Source organism: Dawidia cretensis (assembly GCF_018598175.1).
Classification (GTDB): domain Bacteria; phylum Bacteroidota; class Bacteroidia; order Cytophagales; family Cyclobacteriaceae; genus Ohtaekwangia; species Ohtaekwangia cretensis.
This window is the reverse complement of sequence record NZ_JAHESE010000011.1, coordinates 86,096-102,304: the sequence shown is the minus strand read 5'-3', so window position 1 is coordinate 102,304 and position 16,209 is coordinate 86,096. Positions and strand designations below refer to the sequence as shown.

Annotated in this window: 14 protein-coding genes; 6 read left to right on the top strand and 8 right to left on the bottom strand. The window is 51.3% G+C overall.

Annotated elements, in window-relative coordinates:
* The first annotated feature begins 105 nt into the window (after nucleotides 1-105).
* Entirely contained in the window at nucleotides 106-330 is a 225-nt protein-coding gene (locus KK062_RS13190) for a hypothetical protein (protein WP_254084773.1), read from the top strand.
* On the opposite strand, the gene KK062_RS13185 is transcribed toward KK062_RS13190, so the two are convergent.
* From KK062_RS13185 to KK062_RS13170, 4 genes are all read right to left on the bottom strand, one after another.
* Nucleotides 327-1,691, bottom strand: coding sequence for a paraquat-inducible protein A (locus KK062_RS13185; RefSeq protein ID WP_254084772.1), 1,365 nt, complete (start codon nucleotides 1,689-1,691; stop codon nucleotides 327-329). The genes KK062_RS13190 and KK062_RS13185 overlap by 4 nt on opposite strands.
* A 121-nt stretch (nucleotides 1,692-1,812) precedes the next feature.
* Nucleotides 1,813-2,349 (bottom strand): ExbD/TolR family protein, encoded by a 537-nt coding sequence (locus KK062_RS13180; protein WP_254084771.1) that lies wholly within the window; start codon nucleotides 2,347-2,349, stop codon nucleotides 1,813-1,815.
* A gap of 80 nt (nucleotides 2,350-2,429) precedes the next feature.
* Nucleotides 2,430-3,971, bottom strand: a complete 1,542-nt coding sequence (locus KK062_RS13175) for an ArnT family glycosyltransferase (protein WP_254084770.1) — start codon at nucleotides 3,969-3,971, stop codon at nucleotides 2,430-2,432.
* A 132-nt stretch (nucleotides 3,972-4,103) separates the two neighbouring features.
* Nucleotides 4,104-4,292, bottom strand: a complete 189-nt coding sequence (locus KK062_RS13170; RefSeq protein ID WP_254084769.1) for a hypothetical protein — start codon at nucleotides 4,290-4,292, stop codon at nucleotides 4,104-4,106.
* A gap of 105 nt (nucleotides 4,293-4,397) precedes the next feature.
* Here KK062_RS13170 and KK062_RS13165 point away from each other — a divergent pair, with 105 nt between their 5' ends.
* The 5 genes from KK062_RS13165 to KK062_RS13145 all read left to right on the top strand — a co-directional run bounded on the left by KK062_RS13165 (nucleotide 4,398) and on the right by KK062_RS13145 (nucleotide 12,230).
* Nucleotides 4,398-4,856, top strand: a complete 459-nt coding sequence (locus KK062_RS13165) for an NUDIX hydrolase (RefSeq protein WP_254084768.1) — start codon at nucleotides 4,398-4,400, stop codon at nucleotides 4,854-4,856.
* 192 nt (nucleotides 4,857-5,048) lie between these two features.
* The gene (locus KK062_RS13160; protein ID WP_254084767.1) at nucleotides 5,049-6,554 is read left to right on the top strand and encodes a sensor histidine kinase; all 1,506 of its coding nucleotides are present in this window, start codon (nucleotides 5,049-5,051) and stop codon (nucleotides 6,552-6,554) included.
* 218 nt (nucleotides 6,555-6,772) lie between these two features.
* A complete protein-coding gene (locus tag KK062_RS13155; RefSeq protein ID WP_254084766.1) occupies nucleotides 6,773-10,174 on the top strand; it encodes a response regulator in 3,402 nt (1,133 codons plus the stop codon).
* On the top strand, nucleotides 10,174-11,010 hold the full coding sequence (locus KK062_RS13150) for a CheR family methyltransferase (protein WP_254084765.1): 837 nt from the start codon (nucleotides 10,174-10,176) through the stop codon (nucleotides 11,008-11,010). Before KK062_RS13155 ends, KK062_RS13150 begins: the two co-directional genes overlap by 1 nt.
* Nucleotides 11,007-12,230 (top strand): sensor histidine kinase, encoded by a 1,224-nt coding sequence (locus KK062_RS13145; RefSeq protein WP_254084764.1) that lies wholly within the window; start codon nucleotides 11,007-11,009, stop codon nucleotides 12,228-12,230. Before KK062_RS13150 ends, KK062_RS13145 begins: the two co-directional genes overlap by 4 nt.
* Here KK062_RS13145 and KK062_RS13140 read toward each other — a convergent pair whose 3' ends face one another.
* The 4 genes from KK062_RS13140 to KK062_RS13125 all read right to left on the bottom strand — a co-directional run bounded on the left by KK062_RS13140 (nucleotide 12,231) and on the right by KK062_RS13125 (nucleotide 15,967).
* Nucleotides 12,231-12,635 (bottom strand): response regulator, encoded by a 405-nt coding sequence (locus KK062_RS13140; RefSeq protein ID WP_254084763.1) that lies wholly within the window; start codon nucleotides 12,633-12,635, stop codon nucleotides 12,231-12,233.
* Nucleotides 12,636-12,806: 171 nt separating this feature from the next.
* Nucleotides 12,807-13,967, bottom strand: coding sequence for a FecR family protein (locus tag KK062_RS13135; RefSeq protein ID WP_254084762.1), 1,161 nt, complete (start codon nucleotides 13,965-13,967; stop codon nucleotides 12,807-12,809).
* A 158-nt stretch (nucleotides 13,968-14,125) separates the two neighbouring features.
* Nucleotides 14,126-14,671: a GNAT family N-acetyltransferase gene (locus KK062_RS13130; RefSeq protein WP_254084761.1), complete on the bottom strand. Its 546-nt coding sequence runs from the start codon at nucleotides 14,669-14,671 to the stop codon at nucleotides 14,126-14,128.
* A 249-nt stretch (nucleotides 14,672-14,920) separates the two neighbouring features.
* On the bottom strand, nucleotides 14,921-15,967 hold the full coding sequence (locus KK062_RS13125; RefSeq protein WP_254084760.1) for a FecR family protein: 1,047 nt from the start codon (nucleotides 15,965-15,967) through the stop codon (nucleotides 14,921-14,923).
* Nucleotides 15,968-16,209 lie beyond the last annotated feature (242 nt).

Here is a 16,209-nt window from a genome sequence, read left to right as displayed (position 1 = left end):
ACAATAAGGCCGGTAATATCGCAAAAATCCCGCAAAACCTGCGCCTTGGCGATTGGCCGGCGCGCCGGCAACCAAAAGATAAGCCGTTTTCCCTATCTTTGGCCCATGGAACAACAATCACTTGATTTAATCGAGGAAACCATCAGCCACTTAAACGAAGGGGCACGGTCTGTGCGGGCTTATACGGAAGAAAATACGTTGATCATTACAAAGGCCACCGGCACAGATGTCTTCTGGATCACCCAGGAAGAACCCGGTTTCCCAAAACGTCAGACCAATTCATTGGAGGATCACTTTCATGGCGTATTCGGTATCGAAGCGCGGTATTAAGAATGAAAATACCGCGAGGCCGGCGAAACCAATCGACGCCACGATGATCGCTCGCTACGCTGTTTCGCTAACGCCGCACGCTCTACCTCCGGCAATGTGATGCGGTGCAGAATCACCGATAAGATTAATCCAAACAATACAAACGATACGAACAGTATAAAACCAGGCTGTAGCGATGTCTCGTTAGTAGAAATGCTTGCCAGGGAATCTGTTTTCATATTCAGGTGCGCCAGTTGGCTGTCCAATATTCCCTTAAACCCGATGTAAGCCATAAAGATCGCCACCACGTTTACATCGGCCATACTCCATTTGCCGGCTTTAAAAGCAAAAAATTGTATAAACCTGTTGTCTCGCCAACGTTGGTTTCCGAGAAGATAAACCTTTGTCGCCAGCAACTTTCCGATCGGAAAAACTATACTAAAGATCAAAATCAGGATACCAACGAATGCCGAGTCAAACTTACCCGTCTCTAATAATATACGCACTACATCTACAATGCTTTTGCTCTGGAAGAAAATGACCTGGTCGTGAAAGGATATAGGCTCACCAATCAACTGAAAGCTCATCTCTTTGATCCGCGCATCGATTTCGATCATCGGCGTCGTCAGCCCGACGCATAGTACCAACAGCGCCATCGACACAGATACTATAAAGAATGGCGTGTGTACCGGCTGACGATTTCGGAGTATCAGCCAAACCACCAGGAAGAGCACTAAAATACCCACGATCGCATATGTAAAGAAATACGCGCGGTCTTGCAAGCCAGCCAGACGTGTCTCAGCCGTTTTATTAAACGACACCACATCCACGGCGCCGTACTTTTGCAGAATAACCTCGACGCGATGAATGTCGTTCATACTGTCGTAGGTAATGGTGCCAAACTCCTCCAGCTTACTTTGCGCGAGGTATTTCAGCTTCTCCCGATTCTTGGGTTTCTTTACTTCGTTGACAATGGTCTGGGCAAACTCGGGCACACGGTCATGCAACTTATTCTCATTTACCAATGCCCTTACTGCAAACTTTTTGATCTTACCCCCTACCGTTCGCTGCTTGCGATCGATCATGCTGTCAGCCTTGTTGATCACCGCGTGCAACACTTGTGAAACTTCGTGTTTGAGGGCAGCTTCCTGCTCGGGTGTAAATTCGAAATCGTCGATGCGGTGCGTCACAACGCGCACCATGTGATCGCGCCAGGCGTTTACGGAAAGTAGCCCGTACGTAATGTTATTGAGGACGCTGTAGTCTTTCTTAATGGCCGCCCGGGTATTCGAGAGCTGGTAGACCTGGAGACCACACCACCCTGCTACGACCAGCAGGATACCTCCGATGAGGATGACGAGGGTGCGCTGAAACATTATCATAGCAGTAGGTTATATTCTTGATGTGTGGAATACAATCCGTGTGCCGTGAACGCGAACCTCCAAATGCCGCTAACCGTGCTGGTTTCCCCAAGCCTCAGGGGATTTTCTTACACACCAACCACTAGGGTTGCCGGCCAGTTGGGGACGCCTGTCCCACGGATGATGCCTCTGCCAATACCGTTTTGTCGTAGTCTGTAATGGCTACCAGCGAGAACCACTTTATATCCGTAATAGCCATCTCATCGAGAATGTCCACCATGTTTCGATACCGCGATTTGTCAGAAGGCTTGATCATAACATAGAGGCTATCGACCTGTGATCGCTTTTCCAGCAGCACTTTGCGTATGTTTCGCATGCTGGTGACAGAAGGTGTACCTTCTTTGCCCATATACCAATGCACCTTGTCGTGCGGCCCTAAAACAACCGACAATACCCGTTTGCCATTGATCAGGGGTGCCTGCCCAGGATTATCAGGTTGCGCGGGCACGGTTAAAGGCATGACATATTGCTTGTTAAATTCTGTCGTCAGCATAAAGAATGTGAGTAGCAGAAATGCCAGATCAACCATCGGTGTCATATCAATGCGTGTGGACGCGCGCAGACGTCGTGTCTTACCAGAGCCTTTGCTACCAGAAGCGGAAGAGTTTATTTCAGCCATACGTATATTGGTTTAATTATATACGTAATGCTCCGCCTCCCCGACAGTCACAAACCACCCGCATTATAATTTAACACCCGTTAATCATAGTGCTTAAGGCCATCCCATATTTCCGCCAGCGGTTTTTTGAGTTTACGGCCTACATAGACACCGACGTTGTTTTCATATGGCATACAATATTGGCACGTCGCCACACCTACCTTCTCACACGATTCGAAATATTCGGCATGGTCTTTCAGTCTTCCCCCCAGAATGATCATAACCTCACCCGTATGGTTTCGCGGCCCCCAGATCCAATAGTTATTGTGCGTGCCAATGGCCTTGGGCAGACCATACGCACGACCGTAATAGTCAATGGCACCGCACCGCCCGTAATTATCAGAAATAATAGCACAGCGGGCCTGGTCTTCAGGACTCAACGACTGGTAGGCTTTCGCCACGGCGTCGGCTTTCTCCTGCCAGCCAAACATGTCTGCGTAAAACTGCGGCAGTTCCGACAGCTCCTTATTTTCATTTGATGTAGGCTTGAGACCAACAGCTTCTGCATACGCCACATAATCCGTCACCGGCAGGATCGGCAATACCGAAGGGAGCACTAACAGCGTACCTATTATTACCACCGTAGCATATGCATATCGTATCCAATAGAGGCCCCTTCCTATCAAACGCTGTTCACACCACACGGCCCCTGCGGCAAACAAGCAGCCATAGGCCGGTGTCATGTATTCGCCCTTGGAGGTACCATTGATGAATAAGATCAGAAAAACCGTCATAAACATCCAGCCGAGCCATCGATAGGGCCGCAATGGCTTATATGTAAACAGCACCACCAGGCCGGCGGCCCACAAGGGTATATTGAAAGGATTCAGTAAAATCAACTGCTCGTGGATAAAATCCCAGCGGGTGCGGGTGCTATACTTGCCGGCATTTGCCTCGTGTATAAATTCGAGGTGCGCCAGATCGTGCTGCCAGTTCCAGAATATATAGGGCGTAAACACCAGCAGTGCGATCGCTCCGGCGATATAAGGCCACGGTGTCGCAAGCCATCGCCGCTGCGCAATCACCAGGCTGACAAAGATTCCCGCCCCGAAGAACAATACGCTGATCTTATTCAAGAGACCAATGCCCAGCAGCGTTCCAAGCAGTAACCAATAGTAATGGTTACCCGTGCGATACAAGATCAACAAAACATACAGGGCCGCCGACCACAGCACGATGTCCAGGCCGTTCATGGAATAATACCCGCCCATAGCCAGGTGGATGATCGAGACCGTTACAGCCAGACAGGCCATGAACACAGCAAACCGCCTGCCCCCCAGCTCGCACACGATCAGGCCTACCAGGGCCACGGTGCCGGCATGTGCCAGCGCCGGTACCATGCGCACGGCCACCAGGCTATCGCCCGCGACCAGCCGGACTAACTTTAATATAAATAAAGAGAAGGGTGGCTGGTCTACGTAACCCCACGCGAGATTATCGCTGCAGGCCAGGTAATACAGCTCGTCGCGAAAAAGACCATATCCACCGGCCAGGTTTACGGCCAGGTGCAACAAAAAACAGGCGGCCGCCAGGATGACGGTCAAGCGCTTTTCAGCGTGTAGAGACGAGGCAGAAGGGATCATCGTAAAAACATTCGGTTAGACCGGACTATGTACGCCGGGCGCACAAAAGTGTTACTCCCAAATGAATTTACGCGGTTTTTACTATAAGAAGGGCGTTCGCTCCTATAAAACGCGACGTTGCCGATCAACGGACTATTGGCTTTTGTCCTTCTTTCGCTCGCGTTCCTCGGACGACAGCGGGTGCATCATCTGCGGTGGCTCTGGGGTATGGTCCGGTGCACCGTCGTTCGCCTGTGGCTTTTGATGCGCCTGTTTGTCTTTCGTGGTGGCAGCTGGTTTTTGTTTGTTTGATTTCTTCGTTTTTGCGTCTTTCGTTTTCATGGGCATACCGTTTTATTACGTAGAGAAAAGCCAAAAACTATACCGGCCTCCGAAATAAGGCCCTGAGCGCCCGTGACGAAGATTTTCCACATTATCTTGAATGAAATGAAATTATCCGCCGGCTTGCTGATGTATCGACTTCAAAAAAAGGTGCCGGAGTTTTTCCTGGTGCATCCTGGTGGGCCGTTTTATAAAAACAAAAACGAAGGTGTCTGGAGTTTACCGAAGGGGTTACCCGAGCCGGACGAAGACCTCTTGATTACAGCCCAACGGGAGTTTGAAGAAGAAACAGGCATCACGCCCACCCCGCCCTATATGCCATTAGGCTCCGTGACATACAAAAGCGGCAAAGTCATTCACGCCTGGGCGTTTGCCGGCAAGTGGGACCCGGCGCAAGGTTTGGTCTCCAATGAAATCCCGATCGAGTGGCCACCCCGCACCGGCAAGATCGTTCACATCCCCGAAGTCGACCGTGCCGCCTGGATGAAGTTCGACGAAGCCATGAAACTGATCCATCCGCATCAGGGCGTTTTTATCGAGCGCTGGATGCGCCTTCACACGTAACAGCACCTGTCAGAATTTTGCCAATTCCGGAATTATTGTCCCGCGGCGAGAATGCACAGGAAATTGCCGATTTTTTGAATGTTCATGTATCCAATCTATCGTGAAATACTGTATTTTAACGATAAAATTATACCTCGCTGGCCTGCAGACTGATTCTTGGTACGGCGTAGCTGATGGATGAGGCGAATGATCATGCAACGAATCGTATCCCTTCGGAACCTGGTCCGGAATCAAGTCAACATCGTCGTGGAGCGGATGGAAGTCGACGCACCCATGCCAAACGACTTCGAAGAAAAAGCCGGTCACGCATTCCACAGAATCTTATGCATTAGCAACATCGCCCTCTGGGGAACCTATTGCTTTTTGTTTGTCCTGCTGGACATGTTTTCCACCCTTACCTCTATTCCAATTCTGTGCATACTTTCTATCGCGCTTTGGCTTAATCACCGCTGGCTCTACCACGTGTCGCGCTATCTGGTGGCGGCCGTCTACTGTGTGGTGCTGGCCACTATATATTTTTACCACCTGCACGTGGGTTGGGGACTGATCGTCGCCGGTGCCGCCTGTGTATCGGTATTGTTTGCCCCGAGCCGGCGGGCTGTACCGGTGCTCTTTATTCTCGGGGCAAATGCTTTTTACATTGTTTATTTTATTGCCGCCAACCGCACGGTACTGAAAACGGATGCCCTGCACGTGCAATCCGCCAGCGTTACGATGCTGCTGCTGGTCGCCGCCGGCGGGTTGGTTCTGCTGGCCATGCTCCAACTGCAGAAGGTCATACAAGACTACTTCGACAAGATCAACGAGATACACCAAACCGTTACCAATCAAAACCAGGTGCTAAGCGAGCTGAACCTAACCCTCGATCACACCATTCGTGATCGCACGCATGAGGTCAACGAACAACTGCAAGAGCTGGCTGTACAAAAGGAAGAGCTCGAATCACAAAAGGAAGAGCTCGACGCCATCGTCGATGAGTTGAATAAACGCAATCAATACCTCGACGCGGTCGTCTTCGAGCTAAAGCAACGCAACTTCGAGCTCGATCAGATCATCTACCGGCTCTCCCACAACTTGCGCGGTCCTGTTACCAGCATCGCCGGCCTGATCCACTTAATGCGCATCGACAATGAGCAGCGCGTCGTACCCGACTTCCTGCACCGCATTGACCAGCAAATCCTGGCCATCGACGGCGTACTGGGCTCGCTCAATGCATTTGCCGAGGTCATGGTCTCGGACGTCCAGTCCACGGAGATCGAAGTACCCCTGCTCTTACGCGATGCCATCGAAGGGCTGTCGCACCTGGAAGGATACCGTTCTATGAAGATCCAGATTCAATCCACATTGCCGGAGGGGCACAGCATCCTCTCCGATCAGCCTAAGCTACGAACACTATTCCGGTGCCTGACGTCCAACGCCATTACCTTCCGGCGTACTACGGGCGAAGTCAGCTCGTTGAAAATTACCCTAACGCTTCAAGACAAATACCTGGCGATTGACTTTTGCGACAACGGTACCGGTATTGATGATTTTGTGAAAGACAAGATCTTCGACATGTTCTACCGCGGTTCCCATCTTTCCAAAGGCGCCGGCCTTGGCCTCTACATTGCCAAAGAAGTGGTGCGACGCCTGAAGGGATCCATTACCCTCAACAGCCACGCCAACGGCACAACTGTACACGTATTACTTCCAGCATAAATTGCCAGCGCAGCCAATCGTTACAACATAGTTGTTGCTTTGACATTTTTCATGCGCGCATTTTTCCCCGCCAACGCATAGCGTCTTCACGTAAAAAATCGGTATCTTTCTTTACGTACATACGGGCATCCAGTTATCCGATAACGCCGTTGCGTTTCTAACGGTACGTATACGCTCCGAAAGTGTTTTCAGTAAAAAAAAACCTGATTGTTGTTCTCATGAAAATCACACTTGACAAAAAGATCCTGACCGGATTTATTTTCTGCTGTAGTATTTTGCTGATCGTGGGCTTTGTTTCCTTTCGAAACGGCGAGCAACTGGTCACCACCAACCAGTGGGTGAGCCACACGCACGAAGTGTTGTATGAGCTCGAACAGATCATGCTCGCGTCAACAGAGGCAGAGACCGGGACACGCGGCTTTATTATCACCGGGGAAGAAGACTACCTGATACCCTTTACGGAATCGCGGCTGCAATTGCCCACACACATATTACAAATGATTCGGCTCACACAAGATAATCCACTGCAAAACCAAAACATCGCCCGGCTGGAGAAGCTCTCGCAAGAACATATCAGCATGCTCGAAAAGTGTATTGCGAGTAAACGCACGGGGCTGGATGGCGCCGAAAATCCAGTAGCGAAAGGCGAAACCCGGCAGATACTTAATGAAATCCGGATGATCGTTCGCGCTGCACGCAACATCGAACAGAATTTATTGGAACAACGTCAGCAAGCCAGCGATCATGACGCCCGTCGCTTCAACTATCTGTTAATGATCTTGCTGGGCACGATCGTTACAGTACTCATAATTGTTTATGGTATCATCATGCGCAACCTCCGGGCGCTGCGCCGCGCCGAAACGGAAATGGCTGAAAAGAATTGGGTCCTCACCGGCACCGGTACCTTGACAGAAGCTATGCAGGGCAACCTGACAGTGACACCGTTGGCAAATGCTATCATACAGCACCTGGCCACATTCCTGAAAGCATCTATGGGTGCCGTGTACATTGCCGACGACGCCCAGGCAAATTTACATCAACAGGCTGTCTATGCTGTTGGAAGAGTGGCGCCAGCCACGGTGGCCTTTGGTGAGGGCATCGTCGGCCAGGTGGCCGCTTCACGAAAGGAAATAATATTATCCGACGCTCCTGCTGAACACTTTACATTGAATACAGCTTTTGGCACTGCGGCACCTAAAACCATCATGGGGGTACCTGTGCTATTCGAGCAACGTGTTGCGGGTGTTATTGTATTGGGTACGCTTGACAATTTTACAACCGCCCAGCGAGAGTATCTGCGTCTGTCCACCAACAGCGTCGGCATCGCTGTCGAGTCGTCTATGGCCCGCACAAGGACCAACGAGCTATTGGAGGAGACGCAACGGCAGTCAGAAGAACTGGAGGCCCAGCAAGAGGAACTGAGGCAGTCAAACGAAGCCCTTCACGCCAAGACAGAACTACTGGAACGTTCTGAAATTGAGCTGCGCGCGCAGCAGCAGGAACTTCAACAGATCAATGTGGAGGTAGAGGAAAAGGTCAATCAACTCGGCGAACAGAAGGAAAAATTAGAACAGGCAAAAGGCGAAATCGAACGCAAGGTACTCGAAGTAGAAGTCAGCAGCCGCTATAAATCAGAATTCCTGGCGAACATGTCGCACGAGCTGCGCACACCGCTCAACAGCATCCTGATCTTGTCACAGCTGTTGGCCGAAAACAAACACAAGCGCCTGGCCGAAAAGGATGTCGAGTTTGCACACAACATCCACACCTCGGGCGCCAGCCTGCTCAACCTGATCAACGAAATTCTCGACCTCTCCAAGATCGAAGCCGGAAAGATGGAGCTCGATATCGAGCCCGTACCCGTTACCGCCATTACCGAAACAATCACGACACTCTTCACCGAAATAGCCCGCAATAAAGATGTCACCTTCCGCACAACGATTGCCCCAGTCCTGCAAAAAGCAACGATTGCCACGGACCGCCAGCGTGTCGAGCAGATTTTACGAAACCTGTTGTCCAACGCGTTTAAGTTCACCCCAAAAAACGGAACCGTCGCCCTCTCCCTCCAGGCAGAAAACAACAATGTCGTGTTTCAGGTAGCCGACACCGGCATCGGTATACCAAAGGATAAACAAGAAATTATATTTCAGGCATTCCAACAAGTGGATGGATCCACCAAGCGCCAATACGGCGGCACAGGGCTGGGCTTATCCATCAGCCGTGAACTGGCGCACGTACTGGGGGGCAGTATTCGCCTGGAAAGCATAGAAGGAAAAGGAAGCACGTTTATCGTCTCCCTGCCATTGACGTTTAACGAAACATTGAGTGTACCCACGGGCAAAGAAATCAGTGTCAAAGCCAGGGAACGCACGGTATTGGAAACCTCATCAACGCCCGAATTGTCAGACACCGCTCCCAACGACGATCGCGCCCAACTGACGGATAGCGACCGTGTGGTGTTGATCATCGAAGATGACGACAAGTTCTCGCAAGTGTTACTCGGCTTTATCCGCGAGCGCGGATACAAAGGCATTATTGCCACACAAGGAAACACCGGCGTGAGCTTTGCCCGCACCTACCAGCCAATAGCCATTCTGCTTGATATCGGCCTGCCCGTCATGAACGGGTACGAGGTCCTGCGCCAGATCAAGAATGACCCCGCGCTGCGACACATTCCGGTACAGATCATTTCGGCGTACGACAAAAAACGCGAAGGCATGCTGCTCGGGGCATTTGACTATATGCACAAGCCCGTCTCCGTCGATGACTTACACAAGGCCTTCGAACGCATTGAAAACTTCACGAGCAAGAAACTAAAGAAACTGCTCATTGTCGAGGACAACGTACAGCAAAACAACGCCATTCGGGAGCTAATCGGCAATGGCGATGTTAAGTCCTATTCGGCTTACCGCGGCACCGATGCGTATGACATGCTGGAGCATGAAGCGTTCGACTGCATCATTGTGGACCTCGGCCTGCCGGACATGACCGGCTTCGACCTGATGGAAAAAATACGGGCAAACGACCGGCTCAACAAGATTCCCATTGTAGTATATACAGGACGAGACCTGAAAAAAGAAGACACTCAACGCCTGGGCAAGCTGGCCGACACCGTGGTGCTGAAGACCGCGAACTCGCAAGAACGATTGCTCGACGAAACGATCCTGTTCCTGCACCGCGTGGAAGCCAAGCTGCCACCCGACAAGCAAGACATCATCCGGCGTCTGCACCGCACGGACGAAGTGCTGAAAGACAAAACCATCCTGCTCGTAGACGACGACATCCGGAATATATACTCCCTGACGAATGCCCTGGAGGATGAGAGCGTGCATTGTCTCACGGCAGAGAATGGACGCATCGCACTCGAGGTGTTACAGGCAAATCCGTCGATCGACCTGGTCCTCATGGATATCATGATGCCCGAAATGGATGGTTACGAGACCACGATCGCAATCCGAAAGGACCCCGCGTTCCAAAAGCTCCCCATCATTGCGCTCACGGCCAAGGCCATGAAGGGTGACAAAGAGAAATGCCTGACGGTGGGCATGTCAGACTATATTTCGAAACCTGTAGATGTTCCACAATTGTTGTCGCTTATGCGCGTATGGTTGTATAAATAATGGAAGCGCCGATGGATGCCACCACCCTCGATGACAAGGATTACAAAGAGCTGCTGGAAGCCGTTCGTTTTGTATACGGTTACGACTTTACGGAATATGCCGAGTCTACCGTAAAGCGGCGGATTACCCATTTTATGAACACTCATCGCATCGGCACACCCACCGCCCTGGGCAAGATGTTGCTAAAAGACGAGCCGTTATTTGAAGAATTTGTCCAGCATTTGTCCATCACGGTAACAGAGATGTTCCGCGATCCTTCCTTCTACAAAAAGCTCCGCGAGGTAGTCATGCCACAACTGGCCACCTACCCGGTAATCAAAGTGTGGGTCGCCGGCTGTGCGACGGGCCAGGAAGCCTACTCGCTGGCGATCTTGTTAAAAGAAGCCGGCCTGCTGGAACGCTCGATCATCTACGCCACTGATATCAATCAGCGCTCACTGCAGACAGCAAAAAAAGGCATTTACCCTTTGGACGGCATGAAAACGTACACTCAAAATTACCTCGCCGCCGGCGGGCAAGGTGAGTTCTCCCACTATTACGCTGCACATCATTCTGCCGTATTGCTGGACCGCTCCCTGCGCGACAACATTGTCTTCTCCCCGCACAACCTGGCGACAGACCGATCCTTCAACGAGTTTCAGCTTATACTGTGCCGCAATGTGATCATATATTTTAATCAACGCTTGCAAGAAAAAGTATTGCGCCTGCTATACGACAGCCTCTGTCCCTTTGGCTACCTGGGCCTGGGCGACAAAGAGTCGCTTTTCTTTAGCGACAAGCGCATACACTTCGATGACATGGACCGCAAGGAAAAGATTTACCGCAAGATCAAATGACTATGAACCGTACGATGACCCTGCTGCTAATCGACGACAAGGCTACCAACCTCTTTGCCCTGGAACAGCTTCTCGAAAAACAAGACCGCGTTTTTCTTCAGGCTACTACCGGGCGCGAAGGGCTAAAGCTCGCGCTCGATCACGAGGTGGACCTGATCATTCTCGACGTGCAAATGCCCGAAATGGACGGCTTTGAAGTCGCTCAAATCCTGCAGTCCAACAAACGCACAAAGGATATACCCATCATTTTTGCTTCCGCCGAAAAGAAGGAGCGACAATCGATCATTCAAGGTTTCGAAGAAGGAGCTGTCGACTACTTATCCAAGCCACTCGACCCCGAGCTCACAAAAGCGAAAGTATCAGTGCTTTTAAAAATCCAGCTACAGAACCGCCAGCTACAGGAAAAGAACCTGGCCCTGCAACAGGCCGACGAGCACATCAATCTCCTCAATGTAGATCTTCAGAAAAACCTTCGCCAACTAGAGGCTGCCAACAAGGAGCTCGAATCGTTTTCCTACTCCGTATCACACGATCTCCGCTCGCCCATACGGGCCATGCTGGGATATGCCCGCATTGTCGAAGAAGAACAAGCCGGTAAATTAAACGACGCGGCTGGCCGTGCATTAAAGATCATACGAGACAACGCACAAAAAATGAATCGTATGATCGATGACCTGCTCTCCTTCTCCAAGCTTGGTCGGCAGGCCCTGCAGCGCCTATACGTCGACATGGATGCGTTGGTGCGAACGGTGCTCATCGATTTACGCCAGCGTCTACCCTATCAACCCGAGATCGCGGTGCACGATCTGCTGCCGGCGCACGCCGACACAGCGCTGCTGGCACACGTATGGACGAACCTGATCTCGAATGCGATGAAGTATTCGTCAAAAGCGGCGCACCCACAGGTGGAGATCGGCGCGCAAGCGGGCGATAACGAAGTACAGTACTATGTGAAGGATAATGGCGCTGGGTTCGACATGAAGTATGCTGATAAGCTCTTCCAGGTATTTCAGCGACTACACAGAGCATCCGACTTTGAAGGCACCGGCGTCGGCCTGGCCATCGTGCAACGCATCGTTGTACGTCATGGGGGCCGTATCTGGGCCGAAGCAAAAGTCAACGAAGGGGCTATATTTTATTTTACACTGCCTGTAGCGACGCCGCACGAAAGCTACGCCGATGTAACAAAACGAGCTTCGCAAATTATCGATGCCCGCTAGTCAGGCCGCGCGGTTGACATACTGATCCACGACGTTCAGGAATTTATCCATGTCCAGGGGCTTTTCCAGGTAATAGTCGACACCCGCCGCCTTTGCCTGCGCTTTGCTGTCGCTGCCCGAGATCATCACGATTGGCGTGTGGCGCGCTTTCTCCTGATGTCGCAGATAGTCGCAAATGACAAGTCCGTCAAACATGCCCATCTGCTTATCGAGTATAAACAGGTCGGGTACTTCGTACATGTCGTCGACAATCGTCGTAGCATCCGGCAGCCCCAGTACTTCATAGCCCCGGCGTTGCAACAGCCGGCACAAGAGTACCAGCAGGTCCTGATCGTCGTCGGCAATCAGAATGCGTTTCTTTCGATTAGGTGTGGGTGTTGTATGTTGATTGCTGTGCGTTTCCATAACTTTCTTCCGTGTGTTCCAACCAATCATGTCCAAAACCTATGCCCGTCGCCTACATTCTGCTGTTGCCCCAGGAATTGTCGTTACCCGTATTATTGTGGAAAACGTGACGCAAAAAAAGCCCATTCTTTCGAACGGGCTTCAGAATATAGAAAACAACTACGACAGCATTCAACATCCTTTTCCCACCAACATCACCGTCCCATCCGGCTGAACCTGATAGAAGTGGTGACCGGTGGGGTCCAGGCTCTTGCCTACATGGTCCAGCACGCGTTGCCAGGTCAGGCCGTCATTCAAAAAAGCAGCCTGTACACGACAGCGTTTTAACGACGCTGTCTCGATGACGATCCGTACGTCAAACCGTGCGCTGATGCGGGCCACAGCATCTTCCAAGCTCACGTCATTGAACTCAAACTGCTCCTCTTTCCAAAGCGTGGCCAGGTCTGCATCCGTATTGTGAATATCATAGTGCACCAAGGGTCGCGCGACCACGATTTGCTGGTCAGGATATATACGACCGTAAATCTTACCCTGCTCATCGCCCACCTGCACCAGGCCTCGCGTCACGGTAACACGCACATTCCGGTTTTGAGGATACGCATTGATGCTAAAGGCCGTACCCAATACCTGGGTTATAGTACCCAGGCTATGGATGATGAACGGCTTGGCCGGGTCGTGGTGCACGTCAAAGAATGCCTCACCCACCAACGTAACTTCACGCTTTCCGTTCTTACCAAAATTATCGTCGTATACAAGTCGCGTGTTGGTGTTCAGCACAACGGTAGAGCCATCGGACAATTGCACCCGGCGTGTTTCGGCCGAGGATATAATATGTTCTGCCGGGAACCAGGCTTCCCGCTGCTGCCAGCCATAAAGCCCGCCACCCGCCACCAACATCAGTACTACGGCAGCGGCTGCCAGCCAATGCCACGAACGTCGGTCCTGATATTCATGATCGGGTAACCGGTTTCCGACGATATATCGGAAACAGCGTTCTTTCGCGCGCGCCAGCTCTTCATCAGATTGTGCCAGCAAGTCAGGATTATCGATTCCATCCAACGCTTTGCACACGGTCTCCTCGTCTTGTCCCGGATCAATCGTACCGTCGATCCGGATCTGGTTGGCCACCTGTGTAACCATACGTTCTTCTTCCAGAATGGCTTCGAGTGACGCGGAATCTTCAAACTCTTTGAAGTCTTCATCGAGTACATCGGCCATCATCTGCTCAATCTCACCCGCCGCTTGCAGGCCCGTTACGCGCTTGCGTTCTTCGCCCGTGGCGGTGCGATCAAAAAAACGTTCCAGTAACTCACGTAGTGCACGGGTTTTCATACGTATCGGTTTTAGAGGCTTGAGCACGGGCCAGCGGGAGGTGCATGCGTTCTCGCTACACGAGTCCCCGCGTGTATAATTTAAAGAGCATGGACATGAAACCGGGTATAAGAAAGTTCCAACAATAAATTTTGGGGAAGTTCTCCCCACTTCTCCATCTATTCTTCCGAGTCAAGCCTTCGCAACCGCCCTATCCGTTTCCAGAAAATAATCGTCCCGGTAAGACCGCCATGAGGCTTCAACGCAAAGTCGGGTATAACACCCGTGCGACGGTATCCCAGCTTTTCATACAAGCCTGCTGCCCCTTCGTCCTCAGCCGTATCCAGCGTCAGCAACGTCCTTCCGTGCTGCACCGCCAAACGTTCCACCTCCTGCATCAGCATCTTCGCTATGCCTTGCCCACGGTAACGCACCCGCGTCATCATCTTGGCAATTTCACCCCGGTGGGGTTGATTCGGTGGGCAATCCAGGTGAAGCGTAACGGTGCCCACCAGTGCCTCGCCGTCCCAGGCGCCCAGTACAATCCGTTCGCCCCGGTCGGCCGCAGCCAGCGACTTATTCCAAAATAGCTCGGCTTCCTCCCGGGAAAGGGGATGCATAAAACTCACCGACCCTCCATGGGCAACGGTTTCAACCAGTAATTCTGCTAACGCTGGCACGACCAGCGGCTGGTGCGCCAGCGGAGTAATCGTAAAGGAAGGCATGGCGTATACGTTATACCGTACCAAGGTAAACCGTATTACTTCAAAATGCTCCCGCTAACATAAATTTTTGTGCACATCCGGGAAACTCTAAGCGCTATTTTTACAGGAGACAATATGAGCGGCAAAGAGACAAGAGTCCGCACTTAACTGAAGATATACCAATCTTTATTGGATAGTTGAGGTTGTAACTGTTCAGCAAAAGACGGACTCTTTGCCCTCACCCTCTTCGCTCTCACGCTCACATTGGTTCTAGTAGCAGGCTGTACCCGTCAACAAAATGGTACCGTCTTCCTGTTGTGTGTAGTGGATACCACTGAGCGACAACGTCAAGGCATCCAGTACTTCCGTTAACGTGATCTGATCGTTCAGAAATGTTGCTTGTATACGGCACTTCTTCAGTACCTCGTCGCCAAACACCACCTCTACCTGGAAGCGCTTGTGTAAGATCTCGGCAGCCTCCGCCATAGTAGCATCGTCAAAGATCAGAAACTTATCGGTCCATGCTTTTACTTCTTCAGCTTTTACGGCCTTGGCTTCAGACTGTCCGGATGCCACATCGATTGCCAGCTCTTCATCCGGCCGCACTTGTCCGTATACTTTTTTGTCGCCGTCGCTCACTTCTACCAATCCGCGGGTTACGGTAACTTTTACTTCTTTCTGGTCAGGGTACGCTTTGACATTGAACGCTGTACCCAGCACCTTAATGGCTACGCCATTCGAGTGAATGATAAACGGTTTTTTCGGATCGTGTGCAATATCAAAGTACGCTTCCCCCACCAACGACACCTCGCGGGTGCCACCTTCGCTAAAGCGACCACTGTGGCGCAGCTCACTGCCTTCGTTCAAAATAATGGTGCTATTATCTTCCAGGCGCACAAACTTACGGCCGCGGTATACTTGCTCCGGCGCAGCGGTCTCTTCCGCTGCCACTGGTGCGTCACCTTGCGTGCGAGGCCACTCCACAAACCATATCGCCGCAAAGATCACGGCGGCGGCACACGCCACCATCCACCACGACGTCAACGAGGAGCTACGTTTATACGTAGGATCCAGAATCGTCTCCAGCATGTCACGTTTGACCTTTTGTGCGCGACGTTTTTCTTTCTCGCTCAGAATTACCTCTTGAAAATCAGGCGAGTCAAGGTATTGCATTTGTTGGTTAAAAAGCTCCTCCCCCATCGCTTCATCGATCTCCCCCGAGGCTAGCATCTTCAGTACCCGTTCCCGCTCTTCACGGGTCACTTGATTGTCCAGGTACCGCCTTACCAGGTCTCTCTCTTCCGTCTTATCTTCCATTTTCTGAACTTTTCACTGGGCGATTGCCCCATTTGATACTTAAAAGATTGATAAACAGGCCATTTTGCACCGTCTATAACCTCCATAATCCTATCTTTAAAGAGTAGTTTCAGACCGCCAGGTATGAGATTTTCGTCGGAAATATTTACCCCTCCGTTTGCGCCCCCGATTGCATCCCTCAATTCAGTCCAGAATACACTTACACCTTAAAAATACGGTCCAGTGGCGAATATTCGTGATTT

What these genes read in the sequence shown, in the direction of transcription:
- KK062_RS13190 (WP_254084773.1), top strand. Translation starts at nt 106, where the DNA reads ATGGAACAACAATCACTTGATTTAATCGAGGAAACCATCAGCCACTTA.
- KK062_RS13185 (WP_254084772.1), bottom strand. Translation starts at nt 1,691, where the DNA reads ATGATAATGTTTCAGCGCACCCTCGTCATCCTCATCGGAGGTATCCTG.
- KK062_RS13180 (WP_254084771.1), bottom strand. Translation starts at nt 2,349, where the DNA reads ATGGCTGAAATAAACTCTTCCGCTTCTGGTAGCAAAGGCTCTGGTAAG.
- KK062_RS13175 (WP_254084770.1), bottom strand. Translation starts at nt 3,971, where the DNA reads ATGATCCCTTCTGCCTCGTCTCTACACGCTGAAAAGCGCTTGACCGTC.
- KK062_RS13170 (WP_254084769.1), bottom strand. Translation starts at nt 4,292, where the DNA reads ATGAAAACGAAAGACGCAAAAACGAAGAAATCAAACAAACAAAAACCA.
- KK062_RS13165 (WP_254084768.1), top strand. Translation starts at nt 4,398, where the DNA reads ATGAAATTATCCGCCGGCTTGCTGATGTATCGACTTCAAAAAAAGGTG.
- KK062_RS13160 (WP_254084767.1), top strand. Translation starts at nt 5,049, where the DNA reads ATGCAACGAATCGTATCCCTTCGGAACCTGGTCCGGAATCAAGTCAAC.
- KK062_RS13155 (WP_254084766.1), top strand. Translation starts at nt 6,773, where the DNA reads ATGAAAATCACACTTGACAAAAAGATCCTGACCGGATTTATTTTCTGC.
- KK062_RS13150 (WP_254084765.1), top strand. Translation starts at nt 10,174, where the DNA reads ATGGAAGCGCCGATGGATGCCACCACCCTCGATGACAAGGATTACAAA.
- KK062_RS13145 (WP_254084764.1), top strand. Translation starts at nt 11,007, where the DNA reads ATGACTATGAACCGTACGATGACCCTGCTGCTAATCGACGACAAGGCT.
- KK062_RS13140 (WP_254084763.1), bottom strand. Translation starts at nt 12,635, where the DNA reads ATGGAAACGCACAGCAATCAACATACAACACCCACACCTAATCGAAAG.
- KK062_RS13135 (WP_254084762.1), bottom strand. Translation starts at nt 13,967, where the DNA reads ATGAAAACCCGTGCACTACGTGAGTTACTGGAACGTTTTTTTGATCGC.
- KK062_RS13130 (WP_254084761.1), bottom strand. Translation starts at nt 14,671, where the DNA reads ATGCCTTCCTTTACGATTACTCCGCTGGCGCACCAGCCGCTGGTCGTG.
- KK062_RS13125 (WP_254084760.1), bottom strand. Translation starts at nt 15,967, where the DNA reads ATGGAAGATAAGACGGAAGAGAGAGACCTGGTAAGGCGGTACCTGGAC.